The following is a 19,360-nucleotide window of genomic DNA, read 5'->3' as shown; positions in this document are numbered from 1 at the left end:
TTGACGCCGGAAACCGCGCACTCGTTCCCGGCCCTTCCGAGGCCCCTGGAACCCCCCGGGCAGGGGCCGCGCGCTCAGCCCTTGCGCGCTGCCTGGCGGGCGCGGCGCTCCTCGCGGCGGGTCTCGAACTTGGTCGCGGACGCGTCGAGCTGCCCCAGGAACTCGGCGAGCTCCTCGCGCGCCTTCTCACCGTCGCCGGACAGGTCGGTGCGGTCGAACACGCCCCACTTGCGCAGTACCGGGACGAGCACGTCGTCATGGTGGAGCCGCAGGTCGTAGATGCCGGCGTTGGCGATGATCACGGACTTGCGGAGGAACCCGTCGATGCTGTGGCCGGGCATGTGGAACGTCATCACGACGTCGGCGATGGCCCGCATCGTCTCGTTCGGGCTCGCCTCCAGGGCGGCGGCCATCAGGTTCCGGTAGAAGATCATGTGGAGGTTCTCGTCGGCGGCGATGCGGCTCATCATCTGCTCGCAGACGGGGTCGCCGGACGCCCTGCCGGTGTTGCGGTGCGACACGCGGGTGGCGAGCTCCTGGAACGCCACGTACGCCGATCCGTGCAGGAACGAGTCGCCGTGGTCGGCCTCGTAGCCCGCCTCCATGTGGTGCATACGGGCGCGCTCCAGCGCGATCGGGTCGACCGCGCGGGTCACGGTGAGGTAGTCCCGCAGGACGATGCCGTGCCGGTTCTCCTCGGCCGTCCACCGGTTGACCCAGGTGCCCCAGGCGCCCTCGCGGCCGAACACGGTGGCGATGGCGCGGTGGTAGCCGGGGAGGTTGTCCTCGGTGAGGAGGTTGACGATGAGCGACTCGCGCGCCTCGATGCTGAGCTTCGAGTGCTCCAGCGACCACGGCTCGCCGTCCAGCGGCCCGTCGAAGTCACGTCCCTCGCTCCACGGGACGTACTGGTGGGGGAACCATTCCTTGGCCATCGACATGTGCCGGTTCAGTTCCTTCTCGACCACCGGCTCCAGGTCGAGCATGAGACCGGTCTGGAGCTTGTCTTCGGGGGTCACGGACATGCGGTTCCTTCGCTCGACGAGGTGTTCGTTCGGCCGCCCAGCAGGCCGTTCACAACCTACTCAAGCGTAGGTTCGATCGTCGCCACTCACGGTGACCCCCGTCAAGTCACCCCCGCAACAAGCAACCCGCGGGAACTTTTGTAGACCTGAGCAATAAGAGAGGGTGACCTTTTGTCACCGCGTGTCGGCGGCCTGTTGCCACATGCGGTTCACCGCGGCCCTGAGCAGCGGCCTCGGGACCAGCCGCAGCGCCGGGAACGCCGCCTTGTACTGGACGCCCGGGACGCACAGCGCGCGTCCGGCCGACACCGCCTCCAGCCCCGCCCGCGCCACGTCCTCGCGCCGCAACCACAGCAGATTGGGTGGGACGTCGTCCTCCGTGCGGGTGAAGCCAGGGCAGAGCGCCGTCACGTGGACGCCCTTGCCCGCGACCTCCGAGTGCAGGCTCTCGGAGAAGGCCGCCACGTACGCCTTCGTCGCCCCGTACGTCGCGCTGCCGGGCGACGGTGTGAAGCCCGCCATCGACGCGACGTTCAGCACCCCGCCCCGGCCGCGCGCGATCATCCCCGGGAGGACGGCGTGGGTGAGCCGCACCACCGCGTCCACGTTGAGCTCGATCTGCGCGAGGTGGTCGTCGAGCGGAAGCTCCGCGAACGCCCCGAACGCGCCGTATCCGGCGTTGTTGACGAGCAGTTCGACCGGTTCGGCGCGGAGCCGCCCCTCGACCTCGGCGCGCTGCGCGGGGTCGGCGAGGTCGGCCGCGAGCACCTCCACGGCGACCCGGTACCGCTCGACCAGCTCGCGGGCCAGGCCGTCCAGCAGGTCGGCGCGGCGCGCCACGATCACCAGGTCGGTGCCGCGGGCGGCCAGGAGCCGCGCGAAGCTCTCCCCGATGCCGCTGGACGCGCCCGTCACGAGCGCGGTCCGGTATGCGTGTCGCATGGCGGCAGATGCTATCGGCCGATCTTCACAATCCCGGGCAGCACACCCAAAAACACAAATAACGTTTTAGCCAGCGATTTTCGATATGCCGTCCGGTCCCGAGGTCCGCCGAGGGTCGCCGCCCGCGTACTCGGGCGGCGGCAGCATCGCGGACGGGTCCTCCCCCGCGACCCACAGCCCCACCATGAACGCGGTGGTGGCCTCCAGGAGACCGGCCCTCTCCAGGCTTCCGCCGTTCATGGGCACGCAACCGAGATCGATCACGAGCGCCCGCACAGTGGCCAGCGCCTCCTCGTCGTCACCGCACAGCGGGACGCCCAATGGCCTCCCGCCGAACGCCGGCGGCGTCATCCGCCACACGCTCTCGTGGCACGTGTTGAACGCCTTGACGACCCGCGCGCCCGTCGCGTCCGCGATCCGCCGCGCGGCGGACGGGCCGTCCGCCGTCTTGAGCCCCTCGAACGGGGGCTCCATGGGGTTGGTGCAGTCGATCAGCACCCGTCCCTCCAGGGGGCCCGCCTCGCGCAGGACGTCCGCGACGCCCTCGTGCCAGACGGCGACGAGCACCACGTCACCGAACTCCGCCGCCTCCCGCAGCGTGCCCCCGGCCGCGCCGGGCCCGATCCGCCCGGCGAGCGCCGCCGCCTTCTCGGGCGTCCTGGCTCCGATCCGCACCTCGTGTCCCTTGCTCGCCCACTGCGTGGCGAGCGCGTCCGCCATGGCGCCCGCGCCGAGCACTCCGATCCGCATGACCACCTCCCGGTTCGACTACCGTCGGACGGGACGCTAGGCGGTCCGTTCGGCACCATCCGGTGCGTATCGGGAAGGGCAGGATGGCGGGCGATCCCATGGACGAGAACGACTTCATCGCCGACTGCCGGACGCGGCTCGGCCTCGACCTGCTGTCCGGCAGGTGGACGGGCGTCGTGGTCTGGACGCTGCGGGACGGCCCGCTGCGTCCGGGCGAGATGCGCGACCGGATCGGCGGCATCAGCCACAAGGTGCTGACCGAGACCCTCCGCCGCCTCGAACACAACGGCCTGGTGACCCGCCGCCGCTACGCCGAGGCGCCGCCGCGCGTGGAGTACGGGCTGACCGGCCCGGGACGCGGGCTGATCGAGCCCCTCTCCGCCCTGGGCCGCTGGACCGAGCGCTACGCCGACGAGGTGCTGGACGCGCAGGACCGCGCGCTCACCGGCCCGTGAACTTGGCCTTGCCCGGCCCCTCCTCCATGAAGCTCTTCATGCCGTGCGCCTGGTCGTCGGTGGCGAACAGGGCGGCGAACTGCGTCCGCTCGAACTCCAGCCCCGTGTCGAGGTCGGCCTCCAGGCCCCGGTCGATGGCCTGCTTGGCGGCGCGCAGCGCGATCGCGGGGCCGCCGACGAACGTCGCCGCCCACTTCCTGGCGGCCTTGTAGACGTCCTCGTCCGGGACGACCCGGTCGACCAGGCCGATCGCGAGCGCCTCTGGGGCCTCCACATGCCGCCCGGAGAAGATCAGGTCCTTGGCCCGGGACGGCCCGATCAGCCGGGAGAGCCGCTGCGTGCCGCCCGCGCCGGGGATGATGCCGAGCTGGATCTCCGGCTGCCCCACCTTCGCGCCCTCGCCGGCGACGCGGAAGTCGGCGGTCAGCGCCACCTCCAGTCCGCCGCCGAGCGCGTACCCGGTGATCGCCGCGATGACCGGCTTCGGGATGGCGGCGAGCGCCTTGGCGAAGTCCTGGAGCAGCCGCGAGTGCCCCGCCGACATCTCGGCGTACGACATCGGGGCCATCTCCTTGATGTCGGCGCCCGCCGCGAACACCCGCTCGCCGCCGTACAGCACGACCGCGGAGACGGCGTCGTCCTGGGTGACCTGCCGGGCCGCGTCGATCAGCTCCAGCTGCATCTGCGCGTTCAGGGCGTTCATCTTCGGACGGTCCAGCCTGATCGTCGCGATCCCGTCCTCGACCTCGACCCGTACGAACTCGCCCACGGCGACCCTCCTGCGCTGACTCGGTGGCGGACGCCCCGAGCCTAACCAGCGGGCGCCCGCCGCCGGGGCGGCGCCCTCCGGCGGCGGGCCGTTCCTCAGACGGCGGCGGGGGTGGCGGACGGGTCCACGCCGACCGTGATCGCGGCGATCAGGCCGCGCTCGATGCGGCCCCGGTGGGCGGGGCGGATGGTCAGCAGGCCCGACCCCGCCCGCTGGTAGATCCCGTCCTCCTCCAGCTTCACCCGCGTGACCGTGTTGTTCTTGTACGGCTCCATGGCGGCGACCTTCTCGGCGAGTTCCTCGGCGAAGAAGAACTGCCCGGTGTGGCTGACGTGCCCGCCGGTGTAGGTCTTCTCCTCGGCGTCCACCTTGCCGCCGACGTGCACCTTGACGTGGATGTGCAGGGCCCGCCCCTGGTACCAGCCCGGGTAGATCGTCCGGAGCTCGGCGATCCCGTGCCCGTTGGTGAGCTGGACCCCGCGCAGGAACGTCAGGTCGTTGACCGGGTCGGCGTGCCCGCCGCCGCCGCCGGGCGGCGGGCCGGTGGGCGTCCCGGTCGGCGTGCCCGTCGGCGCGTCCGTCGGGGTGCCGGACGGCGGCCCGCCCGGCAGCGTGTTGCCCTCGTAGCCGGAGTACACACCGCCCGCGTCGCAGTGCCAGATGTCCACGGCGGCGCGCTTGACCGGACGGCAGCCGGCGGTCGTGTCGACGACGGTGACGCGCAGGATCATCGGGATGCCGGGACGGTCCTCGGTGACGTCCCGGCGGACCATCTCGTAGTCCAGGTAGTACGGGCCCTCGGTCGTCTCCGGCGACAGCACGCACGCAGGGGTGGTCACGTTCGACACGGGCGTGCCGGTCTTGGTCTCCGAGCCGTCCGCCAGCGCGACACCGCCGGCGACCACGCCGACCGCGCCGAGCCCTGCGCCGCCCATCGCGGTGAGCGCGGCGCGGCGGCTCACTCTGCCTTCTCCGTTCGCTGCCATCGGGAGCCTCCTCATCACGTGGACTGTGCGATGGAGGGAGCCTCCAGGCGCCGTGTTAGAGGGGAATTTGACAACTATGAGAATTGTCTGAGTGACCGCTGTCAGAAATGTGACCGGTGATGATGTCCGAGGCTGCTGGTAGCTTCGAGGACCATGCTCGTCGCCCACGCCACCTGGCATGGCGGTGCGCTCTGCCTCTGGGCCGAACGCACCGGCCCGTACGAGCCTTCTCCTGACACCCACCCCTTCGCGACCTGCGACTTCACCGGGACGTCCTACGAGCCGCTCGTCCGCACCGCGTTCCGCGTCGAGCTGACGATGTCGCTGCCGACCCTCGGCGACCACCCGCTGCCCTCGGCCGAGCTGGGTCCCGAGCCGGTGCGGGACGAGCCCGAGCTGCGTCCGTGGCGCGTCCCGGCGCTCGTCCTCGAACCGTTCCCGGCGATGGCGCTGCTCCAGGCAGCCGAGGACGGCGCGGACGTGATCCCGGGCACCGACCTGCGCTTCCTGTGCATGCTCGCGGACGAGGCGGTGCACCTCGCGGAGCGCGGCCACGTCCTGCCCGCGCTGCTGCGCGAGGACGGCGACCTCGTGGCCCGCTGGCGCCCGGTGATCGACGACCCGGCGCGATTCCGCGCGCTGGCCCGCGCGATGCCCGCCGCCTGCCGCGCCGCCGACGGCGGGCGCCCCGCCGCCGAGGTCCTGCGCGAGGCGCTGTCGGGCCTGGCCGACACCGCCGTCCGGGGCGTGGTGCCGCACCCGCTGCTGGTGTCGCGGCGCAAGGAGCCCGACCGGCTGCCGCTCGCCGAACGCTGGGTGATGGCGCTGACCGGCCCGTCCCCCTACGTCGCCCGCGAACCCCGCGACGACCCCGACGACCTGATCGCCGAGCTGGACGCCTGGGCCGCGGCCGCGCGCCGCCCGTCGGGCCCGCTCCGCGTCTGCTTCCGCCTCGCCGAACCGGGCGCCGAGGGCTTCGAGGACGAGGAGGAGCCGAAGGACGACGACTCCTGGCGCGTCGAGTTCGCCCTCCAGGGCACCGACGACCCGAGCCTCTACGTCCCGGCCGCGATGGTCTGGGCAGGGGAGGCGACCTCGATCCCGGACGCCGAGGAGACCTTGCTCGCGGGCCTGGGCCGCGCCCTGCGCCTCTTCCCCGACATGGCGCCCGCTCTGGACGGCCCCGCGCCGGACGGGCTCCCCCTCGACACGGCGGGCGCGTTCCGCTTCCTCCGCCAGGCGGCCCCGATGCTCGCCGCCGCGGGCTTCGGCGTCCTGCTGCCCCAGTGGGCGGGCAAGGCGAAGCTCGGCATGAGGCTGACGACCCGCGAGGAGGATCCGGAGGCGTCCTCCGGGTCGGCCGCTCCGTCGGGCTTCGACCTGAAGGCCATGGTCGACTTCCGCTGGGACCTGGCCATCGGCGACGAGAGCATCGACGAGGCCGAACTGGAGGAACTGGCCCGCCTCAAGACGCCGCTCGTCCGCCTGCGCGGCCAGTGGGTCGAACTGGACGAGGAACAGCTCGAAGCGGCCCTCGACTTCCTCCGCCACCCGCGACGAGGACGCATGACCGCCGCCGAGGCGATCCGCGCGATCGTCCACGCGGGCGACGACACCCTCCCCCTCACCGACGTCGACGCGGGCGGCCCCCTCGGCGACCTGTTGTCAGGCGAAGCCGACCGCCGCCTCACCCCCATGCGCACGCCGGACGAACTGGACGCGGAACTCCGCCCCTACCAGGAACGCGGCCTAGCCTGGCTGACGTTCATGAACGACCTCGGCCTCGGCGCGCTCCTCGCGGACGACATGGGACTGGGCAAGACCATTTCGGTCTTGTCGCTACTTATCCATGAAAGGGAGGATGGCGGCCGTCCCGCCCCGACGCTGGCGATCCTGCCGATGTCGCTGGTGGGGAACTGGCAGCGGGAGGCGGCGCGGTTCACGCCGAAGCTGCGCGTGTACGTCCACCACGGGACGGGACGGCACCGCGGCGACGAGCTGGTCGAGGCCGTCGCCGGTGCCGATCTGGTGCTGACCACCTACGGGACGGCGACGCGGGACGCGGAGATGCTCGCGCCGATCGAGTGGGAGCGGGTCATCTGCGACGAGGCGCAGGCGCTCAAGAACAGCGGGACGCGGCAGGCCAGGGCGGTGCGGAGCATCCCGGCGCGGAGCCGGATCGCGCTCACGGGCACGCCGGTGGAGAACCACCTGACCGAACTGTGGTCGATCATGGAGTTCGCGAACCCGGGGCTGCTCGGGCCGCGCAGCGCGTTCCGGCAGCGGTTCGCCATCCCGATCGAGCGCGAAGGCGACGAGCAGGCCGCGCTCGCACTGAAACGGGCGACGCAGCCGTTCATCCTGCGCCGTCTCAAGACCGACACGTCGATCATCTCGGACCTGCCGGAGAAGCAGGAGATCAAGGTCTACTGCAACCTCACCACCGAGCAGGCGTCGCTCTACCAGGCGACCGTGGACGACATGCTCCAGCAGATCGCCGAGGCGGACGAGACGAAGCGGCGCGGGCTCGTCCTGGCGACGATGGCCAAGCTCAAGCAGGTCTGCAACCATCCGGCGCAGCTGCTCAAGGACGGCTCACGTCTCCCGGGCCGTTCGGGCAAGCTCGAACGGCTGGAGGAGATCTGCTCCGAGGTCCTGGAGCAGGGCGAGAAGGCGCTGGTCTTCACCCAGTACGCCGAGTTCGGCTCGATGCTCCAGCCCTACCTGGCGGCCCGTCTCGAACGTCCCGTTCTCTGGTTGCACGGCGGAACGTCCAAACAGGCACGGGACGACCTCGTCCAGCAGTTCCAGAACGACACCGAACCGTCGATCTTCCTGCTGTCCCTCAAGGCCGCCGGGACCGGACTGACGCTGACCGCCGCCAACCATGTCGTGCACGTCGACCGCTGGTGGAACCCGGCCGTCGAAGACCAGGCGACCGACCGCGCGTTCCGCATCGGGCAGACGAAGAACGTGCAGGTCCGCAAGTTCATCTGCGTCGGGACGATGGAGGAGCGCGTCGACGAGATGATCGAACGCAAGAAGGCCCTCGCCGAGTCGATCGTCGGCACCGGCGAGGACTGGCTGACCGAGCTTTCGGTTGCCGAACTCCGCGATGTACTGCGCCTGTCGCCTGAGGCGGTGAGCGATTGATGGACGAGGGCATCAGAGCCCGCAACAGGCGCGGCTCGATCGGCACCGAATGGTGGTCGCGGCGTTTCATCGACCTGGTCGAGTCGTTCGCCGACACGGGCAGACTCCAGCGCGGCCGCACCTACGCGCGCAAGGGCAACGTGTTCGATCTGAAGGTCGAGCCGTACGAGGTGACCGCGCGGGTGCACGGCTCGGCGCCCGAGCCGTACGAGGTGGCGCTCAGCATCGACGCGATCGACGCGGACGACTGGCGCGCCGTCGAGAAGGAGCTGGCGTCACGCGCGGTGTTCCGCGCCCGCCTGCTGGCCGGCGAGATGCCCCCGGAGATCGAGTGGGTGTTCGCCGAGCTGGGCCTGGCGCTGTTCCCGGGATCGGCGTCCGACCTGCACCTGATGTGCGACTGCCCCGACTGGGGCGACCCGTGCAAGCACGCCGCCGCCGTTCTCTACCTGCTGGCCGAAGCGTTCGACGACGACCCGTTCCTCATCCTCCAGTGGAACGGGCGAGGCAGAGACCAGCTCCTCGCCGCCCTGCGCCGCGCCACCGAGACCGAACCGGACCCCTTCGAGATGGAGGACGAGCCGCTCACGGCCGCCGGCTTCTGGACGCCTCCGTCCGGCCTGGCCCGGCTCCGTGAACGTCCGCCGGCCCCACCCGTTCCGCCCGGCTTCGTCCTCCAGGTGGCGACACCTCCGCCGATCAGGATCCGCCGCCGTCCCCTCACCGACGTGCTGGCGCCCGTCTATGAGTCCCTCGCCGCAGGCGAAGACGACTAGAGGGGCAGGGACGGCTAAAGGGGCAGGTGGGCGCGTACTTTGAAGCCGCCGTCCGGGTCGGGGGCGGCGTCCAGGGTGCCGCCGAGGGCCTCCGCACGGTCGCGCATGCCGCGGATGCCGGTGCCGTCCGCCGAGGGTGCGGCGGAGGCGGGTGTTCCGTCGTCCTCCACGCTCACGGTCACGTCGTCGTCGCCGTAGCGGATGCGGACGAGCGCCGAGGTCGCGTTGGAGTGGCGGGTGACGTTCGTGAGGGCCTCCTGGACGATGCGGTACGCGGCGAGGTCGGCGTCGGCGGGCAGGGGGCGCGGCTCGCCCTCGATCTCGGTGCGGATCTTCAGGCCGGCGGCGGCGATGCCCTTGGCCAGCTCGTCCAGCCGGGCGAGGCCGGGGGCGGGCGCGACCGGCGCGGCCTCGTCGACCTGCCGCAGGACGCCGAGGGTGGCGCGCATCTCCCGCAGCGTGTCCTTGCTGGCCTGCTTGATCGCGGTGAGGGCGTCCTCGGCGCGTTCCGGCTCGCGGCGCAGGCCGTGCAGCGCCGCGGTGGCCTGCACGTTGATCAGCGAGATGTTGTGGCCGAGGACGTCGTGCAGCTCGCGGGCGATGCGCAGCCGCTCCTCGATCGCGCGGCGGCGGGCCTCGGCCTCCCGCCCGCGCTCGGCGACCCGCGCCCGTTCCTCGGCCTCGCGCAGGTACGCGCGGCGGTTGCGGACGACCCCACCGATCGCGACGACGGCGACGAACCACCCGATGAGCAGGAAGCCGGCGGCGTCCGCGAGGTGGTTGACGTCGTCGCGGCGGTCGGCGGCCACGGTCGTGGCCGCCGAGATCCCGGCGAGGACGATGGCCGCCGTGAGGTATCCCTCGGCCGCCGCCGTGTAGAGCGCGACGACGAAGGTGAGCACGACCGGGCCGTCCGGCTCGGTGACCGGGTAGTAGACGGCGCAGCCGAGGAGCGTGACGGCACCGACCGCGACGGGATGGGCGCGGCGGAAGTACAGCGCCCCGCACGTGAGCGCCAGCAGCGCCCAACTGTAGGCGGGCATCCGCGAGGGCGGGCCCATGTGCGTCGACACGAGCGCCATCGCGGCGAGGACGGCGAACGATCCGCCGGCCAGGAGCGCGTCGGCCGTGCGGCCGCCGGGCAGCCACGGGACAGGCCGCTCGCGTCGGGCTGCTAGTCGCACATGTCCATCCTGCCAGGATCCGTTTGCTTGCACGTCTGCGATGAAATGTAGTACAACTGCTATCAACAGTTACAGAGATACGGCGGACGATCCAAGTATCCATACAGAGGAGGTGCGGCCGATGGGGACGCGAGCCATGCGAAGGGCCGGGCGGTGATCCGCAAGAGCGGCCCGGCGTCCGCCGACAAGGAGACCGTCTACAACCGGATCCCGGTGCTGCGGGCCGAACGCGGCGTCTCGCGCCGCGACCTGGCGGGCGCGCTGAACGTGCACTACCAGACGGTCGGCTATCTGGAACGGGGCGAGTACAGCCCCAGCCTGCATCTCGCCCTGCGCATCGCCGAGTACTTCGAGGTGCCGGTCGAGGTCGTCTTCTCCCTGAAACCGTTCCCCAGAATCGGAGACGCGTCATGACGGAAAGCCCCATCGGAAGGCTGGAGCGCTCGCGCCGCAAGCGCGAGCAGCGGCTGGCGGCCCTGGACGACGAGCTGGAGCGCCGGATGCCCGCCCGCTACGCCCGGCAGCGGCCCCGCCGCGTGCTGGCGGGGGCGGGCGCGGTCACGCTGGGACTGTTCTGGGTGGACGCCGCGGTGTCCTGGGTGCTGGCCCCGAGCGACACCGCGATGATCACCAACTTCGTGATCCTGGGCGTCCTGCTGGTGGTCGGGCTCCCCCTCGCCGGTCAGCTGATCGCGGTGACCCGGGGACTGACCTCCAAGCGGGAGCGGGAGCTGGACGAGCGGCAGATCACCGCGCGGCTCCGCGCGTTCGCGACCGCCCACCGGGCCACGACGTTCGTGCTGGTCGCGGTGGTGGTGGTGACGAGCATCGCCGACCGCGACGGGCGCGAATCACAGATCCCCGGCGCCGCGCTCTTCCTCATCCTGTTCGCCCTGCTCGCGACGCACGTCTTCCTGCCCCTCATCGTGGCGGCCTGGCAGACGACCGACCCGCCCGCCGAAGAGGAGCGGGAGGGCGACGCCTAGCGCAGGTCGCCGTTCGTCATGCCGTGCGGCGCGGGAGGCAGCGCGACGAGGCCCATCTCGGCCCGTCCCGACAGCAGCGGATGGCTCGGCACCACCCGGACGCTGTAGCCGAACGCGCCGCTCCGGCCGAGCGGCACCTCGCCGGTGTACCGGTACCGCCCGTCCTCGGCCGGCGCGCCCTCGTCCAGTTCCAGGTAGGACGGGCCGACCAGCGCGTCGGTGTCGTCCACCCTGCCGTAGGCGACCTCCACGGCGACGTCCTCCGGATCGAGCCCGCCGAGGCCGACGACGACACGGACCGTCAGCCGCGTGCCGACCTGGGGGCTCTCCTCCCCGTTGGACTCGACATGGTCGACGGCGACCCGCGGCCACGCCGTACGAACCCGCCGTTTCCACGCCGCCAGGTCCCGGGCGCCCGCGAACTTGTCGGCGACCATGGACCGCTCGGCCGCGGCAGCCGGTGCGTAGAGGTCCTCGACGTAGTCGCGCAGCATCCGGCTCGCGAGGACCTTCGGGCCGAGCGTGGCGATGGTGTGCTTCACCATCTCCAGCCAGCGGCGCGGCAGCCCGGCCGAGTCCCGGTCGTAGAAGGTGACGGACACGTGGTCCTCGATCAGCTCGTAGAGCGCGGCGGCCTCCAGCTCGTCCCGCCGGTCGGGGCTCGCGAGCCCGTCGGCGGACGGGATGGCCCAGCCGTTCTGGCCGTCGTACCACTCGTCCCACCAGCCGTCGCGGATCGACAGGTTCAGCCCGCCGTTCAGCGCGGCCTTCATCCCGGACGTGCCGCACGCCTCCAGCGGGCGCAGCGGGTTGTTCATCCACACGTCGCAGCCCTGCACCATGAGCTGCCCGAGCGCCATGTCGTAGTCGGGCAGGAACACGATCCGGTGCCGGACGTCCTCGGACCCGGCGAACCGCACGATGTCCTGGATGAGACGCTTGCCGCCCTCGTCCGCCGGATGCGCCTTGCCCGCGATGACGATCTGCACGGGACGGTCCGGGTCCAGCAGGATCGCGCGGAGCCGGTCCGGGTCGGCCATCATCAGCGTCAGCCGCTTGTAGGACGGGACACGCCGCGCGAACCCGATGGTCAGGACGTCGGGGTCGAGGGCGTCGTCGATCCAGGAGATCTCGGCCTCGCTGGCGCCGCGCTGCCGCCACGACTCGCGGAGCCGGCGCCGCGCGTCCAGCACGAGCCGGCGCCGCAGCAGGCCCCGCATCCGCCAGATCTCCGCCTCGGAGACGTTCCGGACGTCCTCCCAGCCGCGCCCGGACTCCATGACGGACGGCAGCTCCCGGGCGGTGAACTCCAGCACCTCGCGCGCCACCCAGGTGCCGGCGTGCACGCCGTTGGTGATCGACCCGATGGGGACGTCGGAGGTGTCGAACCCGCCCCACAGCCCGCCGAACATCTCCCGGCTGACCTCGCCGTGCAGCTCGCTGACGCCGTTGACGCGCTGCGCGAGGCGCATGCCCATCACGGCCATGTTGAACACGGTGCGGTCGCCGCCCGGGTAGTCCTCGGCGCCGAGCGCGAGGACCCGGTCGACGGGGACCTGCTCCTTCTCGTTCGCGCCGCCGAAGTACCGGCTGATCAGGTCGCGGGGGAACCGGTCGATGCCGGCCGGGACGGGGGTGTGGGTGGTGAACACCGTGCCCGCCCGCGTCGCCTCCAGGGCCTCGTCGAACGTCAGGCCGTCCTCCGACACCAGCTCGCGGATGCGTTCCAGGCCGAGGAACCCGGCGTGGCCCTCGTTCGTGTGGAACACCTCGGGCTCCGGATGCCCGGTGATGCGGCAGTACGCGCGGATCGCCCGGACGCCGCCGATGCCGAGCAGCATCTCCTGGAGCAGCCGGTGATCGCCGCCGCCGCCGTAGAGCCGGTCGGTGACGTCCTGCGCGGACTGGTCGTTGTCCTCGACGTCGGAGTCGAGCAGCAGCTGCGGGACGCGCCCGACGCGCGCGATCCACACCTGTGCGTGCAGGTCGCTCCGCTGCGTTCCGCCCCCGTGGCCGCGCCCCGCCACCTCCGGGGGGAGGCCGATGGTGACGCGGACCGGCGTCCCGTCCCGTTCGCGGAGCAGGGTCAGCGGCAGGCCGTTCGGGTCGATCGGCGGGTAGCGCTCCAGCTGCCAGCCGTCCGGCGACAGCGACTGGGAGAAGTAGCCGTGCCGGTACAGCAGCCCGACCCCGAGGATCGGGACGCCGAGGTCGCTCGCGGTCTTCAGATGGTCGCCCGCGAGGATGCCGAGGCCGCCGGAGTACTGCGGCAGCGCGGCGGTGATCCCGTACTCGGGTGAGAAGTAGGCGATGCAGGCCGGCGCGTCGTCCTCACTGGCGAAGCGCTTCTGGTACCAGCGGGGAGCGGTCAGGTACTCGCGCAGGTCCTCGGCGGTGTCCTGGAGGCGGCGCAGGAACCGCCGGTCCTCCGCCAGGCGTGCCAGCCGCTCCGGCGCGACCTCGCCGAGCAGCCGCACCGGATCATGGTGAACGGCCTTCCAGAGCGCCGGGTCCACGGCGCGGAACAGGTCGAGCGTCTCGTGGTGCCAGGACCAGCGCAGGTTGAGGACGAGTTCCTCAAGCTGCTTGAGCGGCTCGGGAAGGACGGTGCGGACCGTGAAACGTCGGATTGCCTTCACGCAACGTCACGCTATGCGGTATCCGGCCGTGGGCGCGACGGCGGGGACCACACAGTCACCTCGCGGACTGATCGTCCGCACGCCGGCGCAACCGCGCGAACCCCGTCCCCGTAAGGGCTGGCGTCGCCTCACCTCCGCCCGCCCCCGAATCCGGACCGGACGCCACGGCCGAGCGTTTGCCCAAACTCGACCATCCCAAGACCGGCTCCCCGCGGCCGGAGCCTGTGAGGTCACGCCCGCACCCGCACGGAGGGTGACGGGGCGCGGCGCAAAGTTATCGAAAACTACGGGACGGTAGGCGCCGGTTCCCGGGCATGGGACGTTTTGGAAGTCTCGAACGGGTAGGGGTGGCACATGCACGTCGAGTCCGGAACGTCAAGTACGACCGGCATTCCGAGGCTTGGTCGCATTCCGATCGTGGACGTGGCGCCGGTGGTGGGGTGTGGCCGGTGGCCGGCGAAGGCGGTGGTGGGCGAGACCGTCGAGGTGTCGGCGACGGTGTTCCGTGAGGGTCACGAGATGCTGGGTGCGGCGGTGGTGCTGCGGACGCCGGACGGGCAGGAGCTGCCGCCGCGACGGATGGCCGAGGTGGGTGTGGGGCTGGACCGGTGGTCGGCCCGGGTGACGCCGACGGAGATGGGGTCGTGGTCGTTCCGGGTGGAGGCGTGGGGCGATCCGATCGCGCACTGGTGGCACGACGCCCAGATCAAGGTCCCCCACGGGCAGGACGTCGAACTCATGCTCGCCGAAGGTTCGCTGCTGTTCGCGCGTGCGGCCGAGGCCGTTCCCAGCAAGGACCGTCCGACCCTGGAGCGGCTGGCGAAACGGCTCGGGGACGAGACCGTGCCGGTCGTCGACCGCATGGAGGCCGTGGCCGATCCCGACGTCGAGGACGCGCTGGAGCGTCATCCGTTGCGGGATCTGCTGACCGTGAGCGACTGGTACCCGCTGGTGGTGCACCGGCAACGCGCCCTGTACGGCGCCTGGTACGAATTCTTCCCCCGCTCCGAAGGCGCCGCCTTCGACCCCATCGGCCGCCGCGGCCCGACCTCGGGCACCTTCCGCACCGCGATGAAACGCCTCCCCGCCATCGCCGACATGGGCTTCGACGTCATCTACCTGCCGCCCATCCACCCCATCGGCACCACCCACCGCAAAGGCCCCAACAACACCCTGGACTCCGGCCCCTACGACCCCGGCTCCCCCTGGGCCATCGGCTCACCCGACGGCGGCCACGATGCGATCCACCCCGACCTGGGCACCCTGGCCGACTTCGACGCCTTCGTCGCCTACGCCGCCACCTGCGGCCTCGAAGTCGCCCTGGACCTGGCGCTGCAGTGTTCGCCGGACCACCCCTGGGTCACCCAACACCCCGAATGGTTCACCACCCGCGCCGACGGCACCATCGCCTACGCCGAGAACCCGCCCAAGAAATACCAGGACATCTACCCCCTCAACTTCGACCACGACCCCGACGGGCTGGCCACCGAAATCCACCGCGTCATCCGGCACTGGATGGACCACGGCGTACGGATCTTCCGCGTCGACAACCCCCACACCAAACCCGTCGCGTTCTGGGAACGGCTCCTGGCCGACATCCACACCACCGACCCCGACGTGATCTTCCTCGCCGAAGCCTTCACCCGACCCGCCATGATGCACACCCTGGCCAAAATCGGATTCCACCAGTCCTACACCTACTTCACCTGGCGCAACACCGCCGACGAACTCCGCGAATACTTCGAGGAACTGGCGGGCCCGGCGGCGACGTACATGCGCCCCAATGCCTTTACCAACACCCCCGACATCCTCAACGAATACCTCCAGCACGGCGGCCGCCCCGCCTTTGAGATCCGCGCCGTGCTGGCCGCGCTGCTCTCCCCGACCTGGGGCGTCTACGCCGGCTACGAACTATGCGAGAACACCCCCGTCCGCCCCGGCAGCGAGGAATACCGCGACTCCGAGAAATACCAGTACCGGCCCCGCGACTGGGAAGCCGCCGACCGCACCGGCACCACCATCGCCCCCCTCATCACCCAACTCAACACACTCCGCAACACCCACCCCGCCCTACAGCAACTCCGCAACCTGCACTTCCACCACATCGACCAGCCCGAACTCCTGGCCTTCTCCAAACGCCACCTCGACGACGTCGTACTGACCGTGGTGAACCTCAACCCCCACCAACCCCGCGAAGCCACCATCCACCTCGACCTGCCCGCCCTCGGCCTCCCCGACGACCCCACCCACCAATTCACCCTCACCGACGAACTCGACGCCACCACCTACACCTGGACCAAATCCAACTACGTCTATCTCGATCCCCAGATCCGACCCGCACACGTATTGACTTTCGGGAGCAGCGAGAGTTGAGCGGACCTCACGAGCCAGAGTTTCCGGCCGTGCCGCCGGATGCCGCACCGGGCCTGGTGCCCCGGGACGAACCCATCCCCGAGATCCCGCCCGACGCCATGCCGGCCTCGTCCGAGCCCGTCCCGGACGCGTTCAGCCCGGAGACGCCGCGCGACCCGCACTGGTTCAAGACGGCGGTGTTCTACGAGGTGTCGGTGCGCGGGTTCGCCGACTCCAACAACGACGGCTACGGCGACCTACGCGGCCTGATCTCCCGCCTGGACCACCTGCAATGGCTCGGCATCGACTGCCTATGGCTACTGCCCATCTACCAATCACCCCTGCGCGACGGCGGCTACGACATCGCCGAATACACCAAAATCCTGCCCGACTTCGGCGAACTCGGCGACTTCGTCGAACTCATCGAACAAGCCCACGCCCGCGGCATCCGCGTCATCGCCGACCTGGTCATGAACCACACCTCCGACCAACACCCCTGGTTCCAAGCCTCCCGCACCGACCCCGACGGCCCCTTCGGCGACTTCTACATGTGGGCCGACGACGACACCGGCTACCCCGACGCCCGCATCATCTTCATCGACACCGAATCCTCCAACTGGACCTACGACCCCATCCGCGGCCAGTACTACTGGCACCGCTTCTTCACCCACCAACCCGACCTCAACTACGACAACCCCGCCGTCCAAGACGCCATGCTGGAAAACCTCCGCTTCTGGCTCGACCTGGGCATCGACGGATTCCGCCTGGACGCCGTCCCCTACCTGTACGCCCGCGAAGGCACCAACTGCGAAAACCTCCCCCAAACCCACACCTACCTCAAACGCGTCCGCGCCGAAGTCGACCGCCTCTACCCCGACCGCGTCCTGCTCGCCGAAGCCAACCAATGGCCCGCCGACGTCGTCGAATACTTCGGCGACCCCGCCGCCGGCGGCGACGAATGCCACATGGCCTTCCACTTCCCCGTCATGCCCCGCATCTTCATGGCCGTCCGCCGCGAACAGCGCTACCCCATCTCCGAAATCATGGCCCAAACCCCCAAAATCCCCGAATCCTGCCAATGGGGCATCTTCCTGCGAAACCACGACGAACTCACCCTGGAGATGGTCACCGACGAAGAACGCGACTACATGTACACCGAATACGCCAAAGACCCCCGCATGAAAGCCAACATCGGCATCCGCCGCCGCCTGGCCCCCCTCCTGGACAACGACCGCAACCAACTCGAACTCTTCACCGCCCTCCTGCTCTCCCTCCCCGGCTCACCCGTCCTGTACTACGGCGACGAAATCGGCATGGGCGACAACATCTGGCTCGGCGACCGCGACGCTGTGCGCACCCCCATGCAATGGACCCCCGACCGCAACGCCGGCTTCTCCCACTGCGACCCCGCCCGCCTCTACCTGCCCGTCATCATGGACCCCATCTACGGCTACCAAGCCGTCAACGTCGAAGCACAGGCCAACAACCCCGGATCCCTGCTCCACTGGACCCGCAAAATGATCGAGATCCGGCAACGCCACCCCGTCTTCGGCGTCGGCTCCTACGTCGAACTGTCCGCCTCCAACCCCTCCGTCCTGGCCTTCACCCGCGAGATCAACGGCGGGGACACCAACCAGTGGGGCGGCATGGACAGCGTCCTCTGCGTGAACAACCTGTCCCGCTTCCCGCAGCCCGTCGAACTGGACCTGCGGCGCTTCCGGGGTTCGGCCCCGATCGAGTGCATGGGCGGCGTCCAGTTCCCGGCCATCGGCGAGTTGCCGTATCTGCTGACCCTGCCCGGGCACGGCTTCTACTGGTTCCTGCTGCCGCCGCCGCCCGAGACGACCGAGCCGGGAGAAGGAGTGATGTAGCCGTGACGCCGTCCGGCCCGCCGTCTGACACCTCGCTCGTCCGGCTCCTCGCCGGCTGGCTGCCCCGGCAGCGGTGGTTCGGCGGCAAGGACGGCCCCATCGACGACCTGTCCATCGCCACCGCCACCACGCTGCTCCCCGGCGACCCCGGCCTGCACCACCTCGTCCTCGACATCCGCCAGAACCGCACCACCGACCACTACCAGCTCCTCCTCGGCGTCCGCCGCGACCTGCCCGAGCAGCTGGGACCGGCCGCGATCGGACTGCTGAACGGACGGGAACACGGCATCACCGGATACGTCTACGACGCCGTCAACGACCCTGAGCTGACCCGCCCGCTGCTGGCGCTCATGGCCGCCGAGCGGACGGTAGGGCCGCTGATCTTCCGCCGCGCGCCCGGTACGGGCATCCGCACGAATCTGGACGGCGCCCCGAGTCCGGCCGAGCAGAGCAACACCTCACTGATCTTCGGCGACGCCTACATCTGCAAGCTGTTCCGCCGCCTGTCCCCCGGCGTCAACCCCGACCTGGAGGTCAACCTCGCGCTCTCCCGCGAGGGCTGCGAGCAGATCCCCGCCGTGCACGGCTGGATCGAGCAGGAGCCTGACGCGGCCGGAGGCGAGCCGGTCACGCTGGCGCTGCTGTCGGAGTTCCTGCACTCCGCGACGGACGGGTGGCAGCTCGCGCTCACCAGCGTCCGTGACTGGTTCGCGCAACCGTGCCCGCCGGGCTCGCCGACCGCGTTCACCGCGCACGACGCCGCGGCCGTCGGCGGCGACTTCGCCGCGGAGGCCGAGCGGCTCGGCGCGGCGACGGCCGCGGTGCACCGCGACCTCGCCGCCGCGTTCGGCGTGACCCGCGCGCCGCCCGAGCTGCTGCGGGAGATCGTCTTCGCGATGAACGAGCAGCTCGACCAGGTCAGCGCCGCCGTCCCGCAGCTGCGCCCGCACGCGCACGCGATCCGCGAGGTGTTCGACGAGGTCGCGGCGGAGGCGGCCCCGCTGCCGTTCCAGCGCGTGCACGGCGACTACCACCTCGGCCAGGTGCTGCGCACCGACCACGGCTGGGTGCTGCTGGACTTCGAGGGCGAGCCGGCCCGCACGCCCGCCGAGCGCCGGGCGCCCGCGCATCCGCTGCGGGACGTCGCCGGGATGCTCCGCTCCTTCGAGTACGCGGCGCGGTTCCTGCTGGCGGGAGAGGGCGACCTGCCTCCCGGCACGGCGGACGTGCTGGAGCTGCGCGCCCAGGCGTGGGCGGAACGGAACCGGGCCGCGTTCTGCGCCGGCTACGCGGCCGCGGGCGGGCCCGACCCGGCCGTGCACGCGGCGCTGGTGCGGGCGTTCGAGTTCGACAAGGCGGTCTACGAGATCCGGTACGAGGCGCGGAACCGGCCGTCCTGGCTGCCCGTCCCGCTCCGGTCGCTGGCCCGGCTCGCCGGCTGACCGGGCCGCGGGTCACGGGTCGCGTCACGG

15 protein-coding genes are annotated in these 19,360 nt (G+C 71.0%); 8 read left to right on the top strand and 7 right to left on the bottom strand.

The genetic code is table 11. The features are described from left to right. Positions 1 to 74: 74 nt before the first annotated feature. The 3 genes from ACQPXG_RS12760 to ACQPXG_RS12750 all read right to left on the bottom strand — a co-directional run bounded on the left by ACQPXG_RS12760 (position 75) and on the right by ACQPXG_RS12750 (position 2,717). Positions 75 to 1,025, bottom strand: a complete 951-nt coding sequence (locus tag ACQPXG_RS12760) for an acyl-ACP desaturase (protein ID WP_433467873.1) — start codon at positions 1,023 to 1,025, stop codon at positions 75 to 77. Positions 1,026 to 1,199: 174 nt separating this feature from the next. Beyond that, positions 1,200 to 1,967 (bottom strand): SDR family NAD(P)-dependent oxidoreductase, encoded by a 768-nt coding sequence (locus tag ACQPXG_RS12755; protein ID WP_433467872.1) that lies wholly within the window; start codon positions 1,965 to 1,967, stop codon positions 1,200 to 1,202. Between the two features lie 66 nt (positions 1,968 to 2,033). After that, positions 2,034 to 2,717, bottom strand: coding sequence for an NADPH-dependent F420 reductase (locus ACQPXG_RS12750; RefSeq protein ID WP_433467871.1), 684 nt, complete (start codon positions 2,715 to 2,717; stop codon positions 2,034 to 2,036). An 83-nt stretch (positions 2,718 to 2,800) separates the two neighbouring features. On the opposite strand from ACQPXG_RS12750, the gene ACQPXG_RS12745 reads away from it, so the two are divergent. Further along, positions 2,801 to 3,172 (top strand): winged helix-turn-helix transcriptional regulator, encoded by a 372-nt coding sequence (locus ACQPXG_RS12745; protein ID WP_433467870.1) that lies wholly within the window; start codon positions 2,801 to 2,803, stop codon positions 3,170 to 3,172. On the opposite strand, the gene ACQPXG_RS12740 is transcribed toward ACQPXG_RS12745, so the two are convergent. Beyond that, positions 3,159 to 3,941: an enoyl-CoA hydratase/isomerase family protein gene (locus tag ACQPXG_RS12740; RefSeq protein ID WP_433467869.1), complete on the bottom strand. Its 783-nt coding sequence runs from the start codon at positions 3,939 to 3,941 to the stop codon at positions 3,159 to 3,161. The two genes, ACQPXG_RS12745 and ACQPXG_RS12740, sit on opposite strands and share 14 nt — an antisense overlap. A gap of 95 nt (positions 3,942 to 4,036) precedes the next feature. Continuing rightward, positions 4,037 to 4,927 (bottom strand): intradiol ring-cleavage dioxygenase, encoded by an 891-nt coding sequence (locus tag ACQPXG_RS12735; RefSeq protein WP_433467868.1) that lies wholly within the window; start codon positions 4,925 to 4,927, stop codon positions 4,037 to 4,039. A 153-nt stretch (positions 4,928 to 5,080) separates the two neighbouring features. On the opposite strand from ACQPXG_RS12735, the gene ACQPXG_RS12730 reads away from it, so the two are divergent. Together ACQPXG_RS12730 and ACQPXG_RS12725 are read left to right on the top strand one after the other, a co-directional pair. Then, the gene (locus ACQPXG_RS12730) at positions 5,081 to 8,080 is read left to right on the top strand and encodes a DEAD/DEAH box helicase (protein ID WP_433467867.1); all 3,000 of its coding nucleotides are present in this window, start codon (positions 5,081 to 5,083) and stop codon (positions 8,078 to 8,080) included. After that, positions 8,080 to 8,856, top strand: a complete 777-nt coding sequence (locus tag ACQPXG_RS12725; protein WP_433467866.1) for an SWIM zinc finger family protein — start codon at positions 8,080 to 8,082, stop codon at positions 8,854 to 8,856. Before ACQPXG_RS12730 ends, ACQPXG_RS12725 begins: the two co-directional genes overlap by 1 nt. Before the next feature lie 14 nt (positions 8,857 to 8,870). Here ACQPXG_RS12725 and ACQPXG_RS12720 read toward each other — a convergent pair whose 3' ends face one another. Then, entirely contained in the window at positions 8,871 to 10,040 is a 1,170-nt protein-coding gene (locus ACQPXG_RS12720; protein ID WP_433467865.1) for a sensor histidine kinase, read from the bottom strand. A 156-nt stretch (positions 10,041 to 10,196) separates the two neighbouring features. Between ACQPXG_RS12720 and ACQPXG_RS12715 the strand changes: the two genes are divergently transcribed. Both ACQPXG_RS12715 and ACQPXG_RS12710 read left to right on the top strand, forming a co-directional pair. Then, positions 10,197 to 10,454 (top strand): helix-turn-helix transcriptional regulator, encoded by a 258-nt coding sequence (locus ACQPXG_RS12715; RefSeq protein WP_433469953.1) that lies wholly within the window; start codon positions 10,197 to 10,199, stop codon positions 10,452 to 10,454. Continuing rightward, positions 10,451 to 11,026 carry a hypothetical protein gene (locus ACQPXG_RS12710; RefSeq protein ID WP_433467864.1) on the top strand — a complete coding sequence of 192 codons (576 nt, stop codon included), beginning with the start codon at positions 10,451 to 10,453 and terminating at the stop codon, positions 11,024 to 11,026. Before ACQPXG_RS12715 ends, ACQPXG_RS12710 begins: the two co-directional genes overlap by 4 nt. On the opposite strand, the gene glgP is transcribed toward ACQPXG_RS12710, so the two are convergent. Next, positions 11,023 to 13,665 (bottom strand): alpha-glucan family phosphorylase, encoded by a 2,643-nt coding sequence (gene glgP, locus ACQPXG_RS12705; protein WP_433467863.1) that lies wholly within the window; start codon positions 13,663 to 13,665, stop codon positions 11,023 to 11,025. The genes ACQPXG_RS12710 and glgP overlap by 4 nt on opposite strands. Positions 13,666 to 14,019: 354 nt before the next feature. On the opposite strand from glgP, the gene ACQPXG_RS12700 reads away from it, so the two are divergent. From ACQPXG_RS12700 to ACQPXG_RS12690, 3 genes are all read left to right on the top strand, one after another. Next, positions 14,020 to 16,038 (top strand): alpha-1,4-glucan--maltose-1-phosphate maltosyltransferase, encoded by a 2,019-nt coding sequence (locus tag ACQPXG_RS12700; RefSeq protein ID WP_433467862.1) that lies wholly within the window; start codon positions 14,020 to 14,022, stop codon positions 16,036 to 16,038. Between the two features lie 98 nt (positions 16,039 to 16,136). After that, positions 16,137 to 17,888, top strand: coding sequence for a maltose alpha-D-glucosyltransferase (gene treS / locus ACQPXG_RS12695; RefSeq protein WP_433469952.1), 1,752 nt, complete (start codon positions 16,137 to 16,139; stop codon positions 17,886 to 17,888). A gap of 2 nt (positions 17,889 to 17,890) precedes the next feature. Beyond that, positions 17,891 to 19,330, top strand: a complete 1,440-nt coding sequence (locus tag ACQPXG_RS12690) for a maltokinase N-terminal cap-like domain-containing protein (protein ID WP_433467861.1) — start codon at positions 17,891 to 17,893, stop codon at positions 19,328 to 19,330. The last annotated feature ends 30 nt before the right edge of the window (positions 19,331 to 19,360 follow it).

The sequence above is a fragment of the Spirillospora sp. CA-128828 genome (assembly GCF_050945415.1).
Classification (GTDB): domain Bacteria; phylum Actinomycetota; class Actinomycetes; order Streptosporangiales; family Streptosporangiaceae; genus Spirillospora.
This window is presented reverse-complemented; position numbering and strand designations above follow the sequence as displayed.

What these genes read in the sequence shown, in the direction of transcription:
- ACQPXG_RS12750 (WP_433467871.1), bottom strand. Translation starts at nt 2,717, where the DNA reads ATGCGGATCGGAGTGCTCGGCGCGGGCGCCATGGCGGACGCGCTCGCC.
- ACQPXG_RS12735 (WP_433467868.1), bottom strand. Translation starts at nt 4,927, where the DNA reads ATGGCAGCGAACGGAGAAGGCAGAGTGAGCCGCCGCGCCGCGCTCACC.
- ACQPXG_RS12710 (WP_433467864.1), top strand. Translation starts at nt 10,451, where the DNA reads ATGACGGAAAGCCCCATCGGAAGGCTGGAGCGCTCGCGCCGCAAGCGC.
- ACQPXG_RS12725 (WP_433467866.1), top strand. Translation starts at nt 8,080, where the DNA reads ATGGACGAGGGCATCAGAGCCCGCAACAGGCGCGGCTCGATCGGCACC.
- ACQPXG_RS12745 (WP_433467870.1), top strand. Translation starts at nt 2,801, where the DNA reads ATGGCGGGCGATCCCATGGACGAGAACGACTTCATCGCCGACTGCCGG.
- ACQPXG_RS12700 (WP_433467862.1), top strand. Translation starts at nt 14,020, where the DNA reads ATGCACGTCGAGTCCGGAACGTCAAGTACGACCGGCATTCCGAGGCTT.
- ACQPXG_RS12760 (WP_433467873.1), bottom strand. Translation starts at nt 1,025, where the DNA reads ATGTCCGTGACCCCCGAAGACAAGCTCCAGACCGGTCTCATGCTCGAC.
- treS (WP_433469952.1), top strand. Translation starts at nt 16,137, where the DNA reads ATGCCGGCCTCGTCCGAGCCCGTCCCGGACGCGTTCAGCCCGGAGACG.
- ACQPXG_RS12755 (WP_433467872.1), bottom strand. Translation starts at nt 1,967, where the DNA reads ATGCGACACGCATACCGGACCGCGCTCGTGACGGGCGCGTCCAGCGGC.
- ACQPXG_RS12730 (WP_433467867.1), top strand. Translation starts at nt 5,081, where the DNA reads ATGCTCGTCGCCCACGCCACCTGGCATGGCGGTGCGCTCTGCCTCTGG.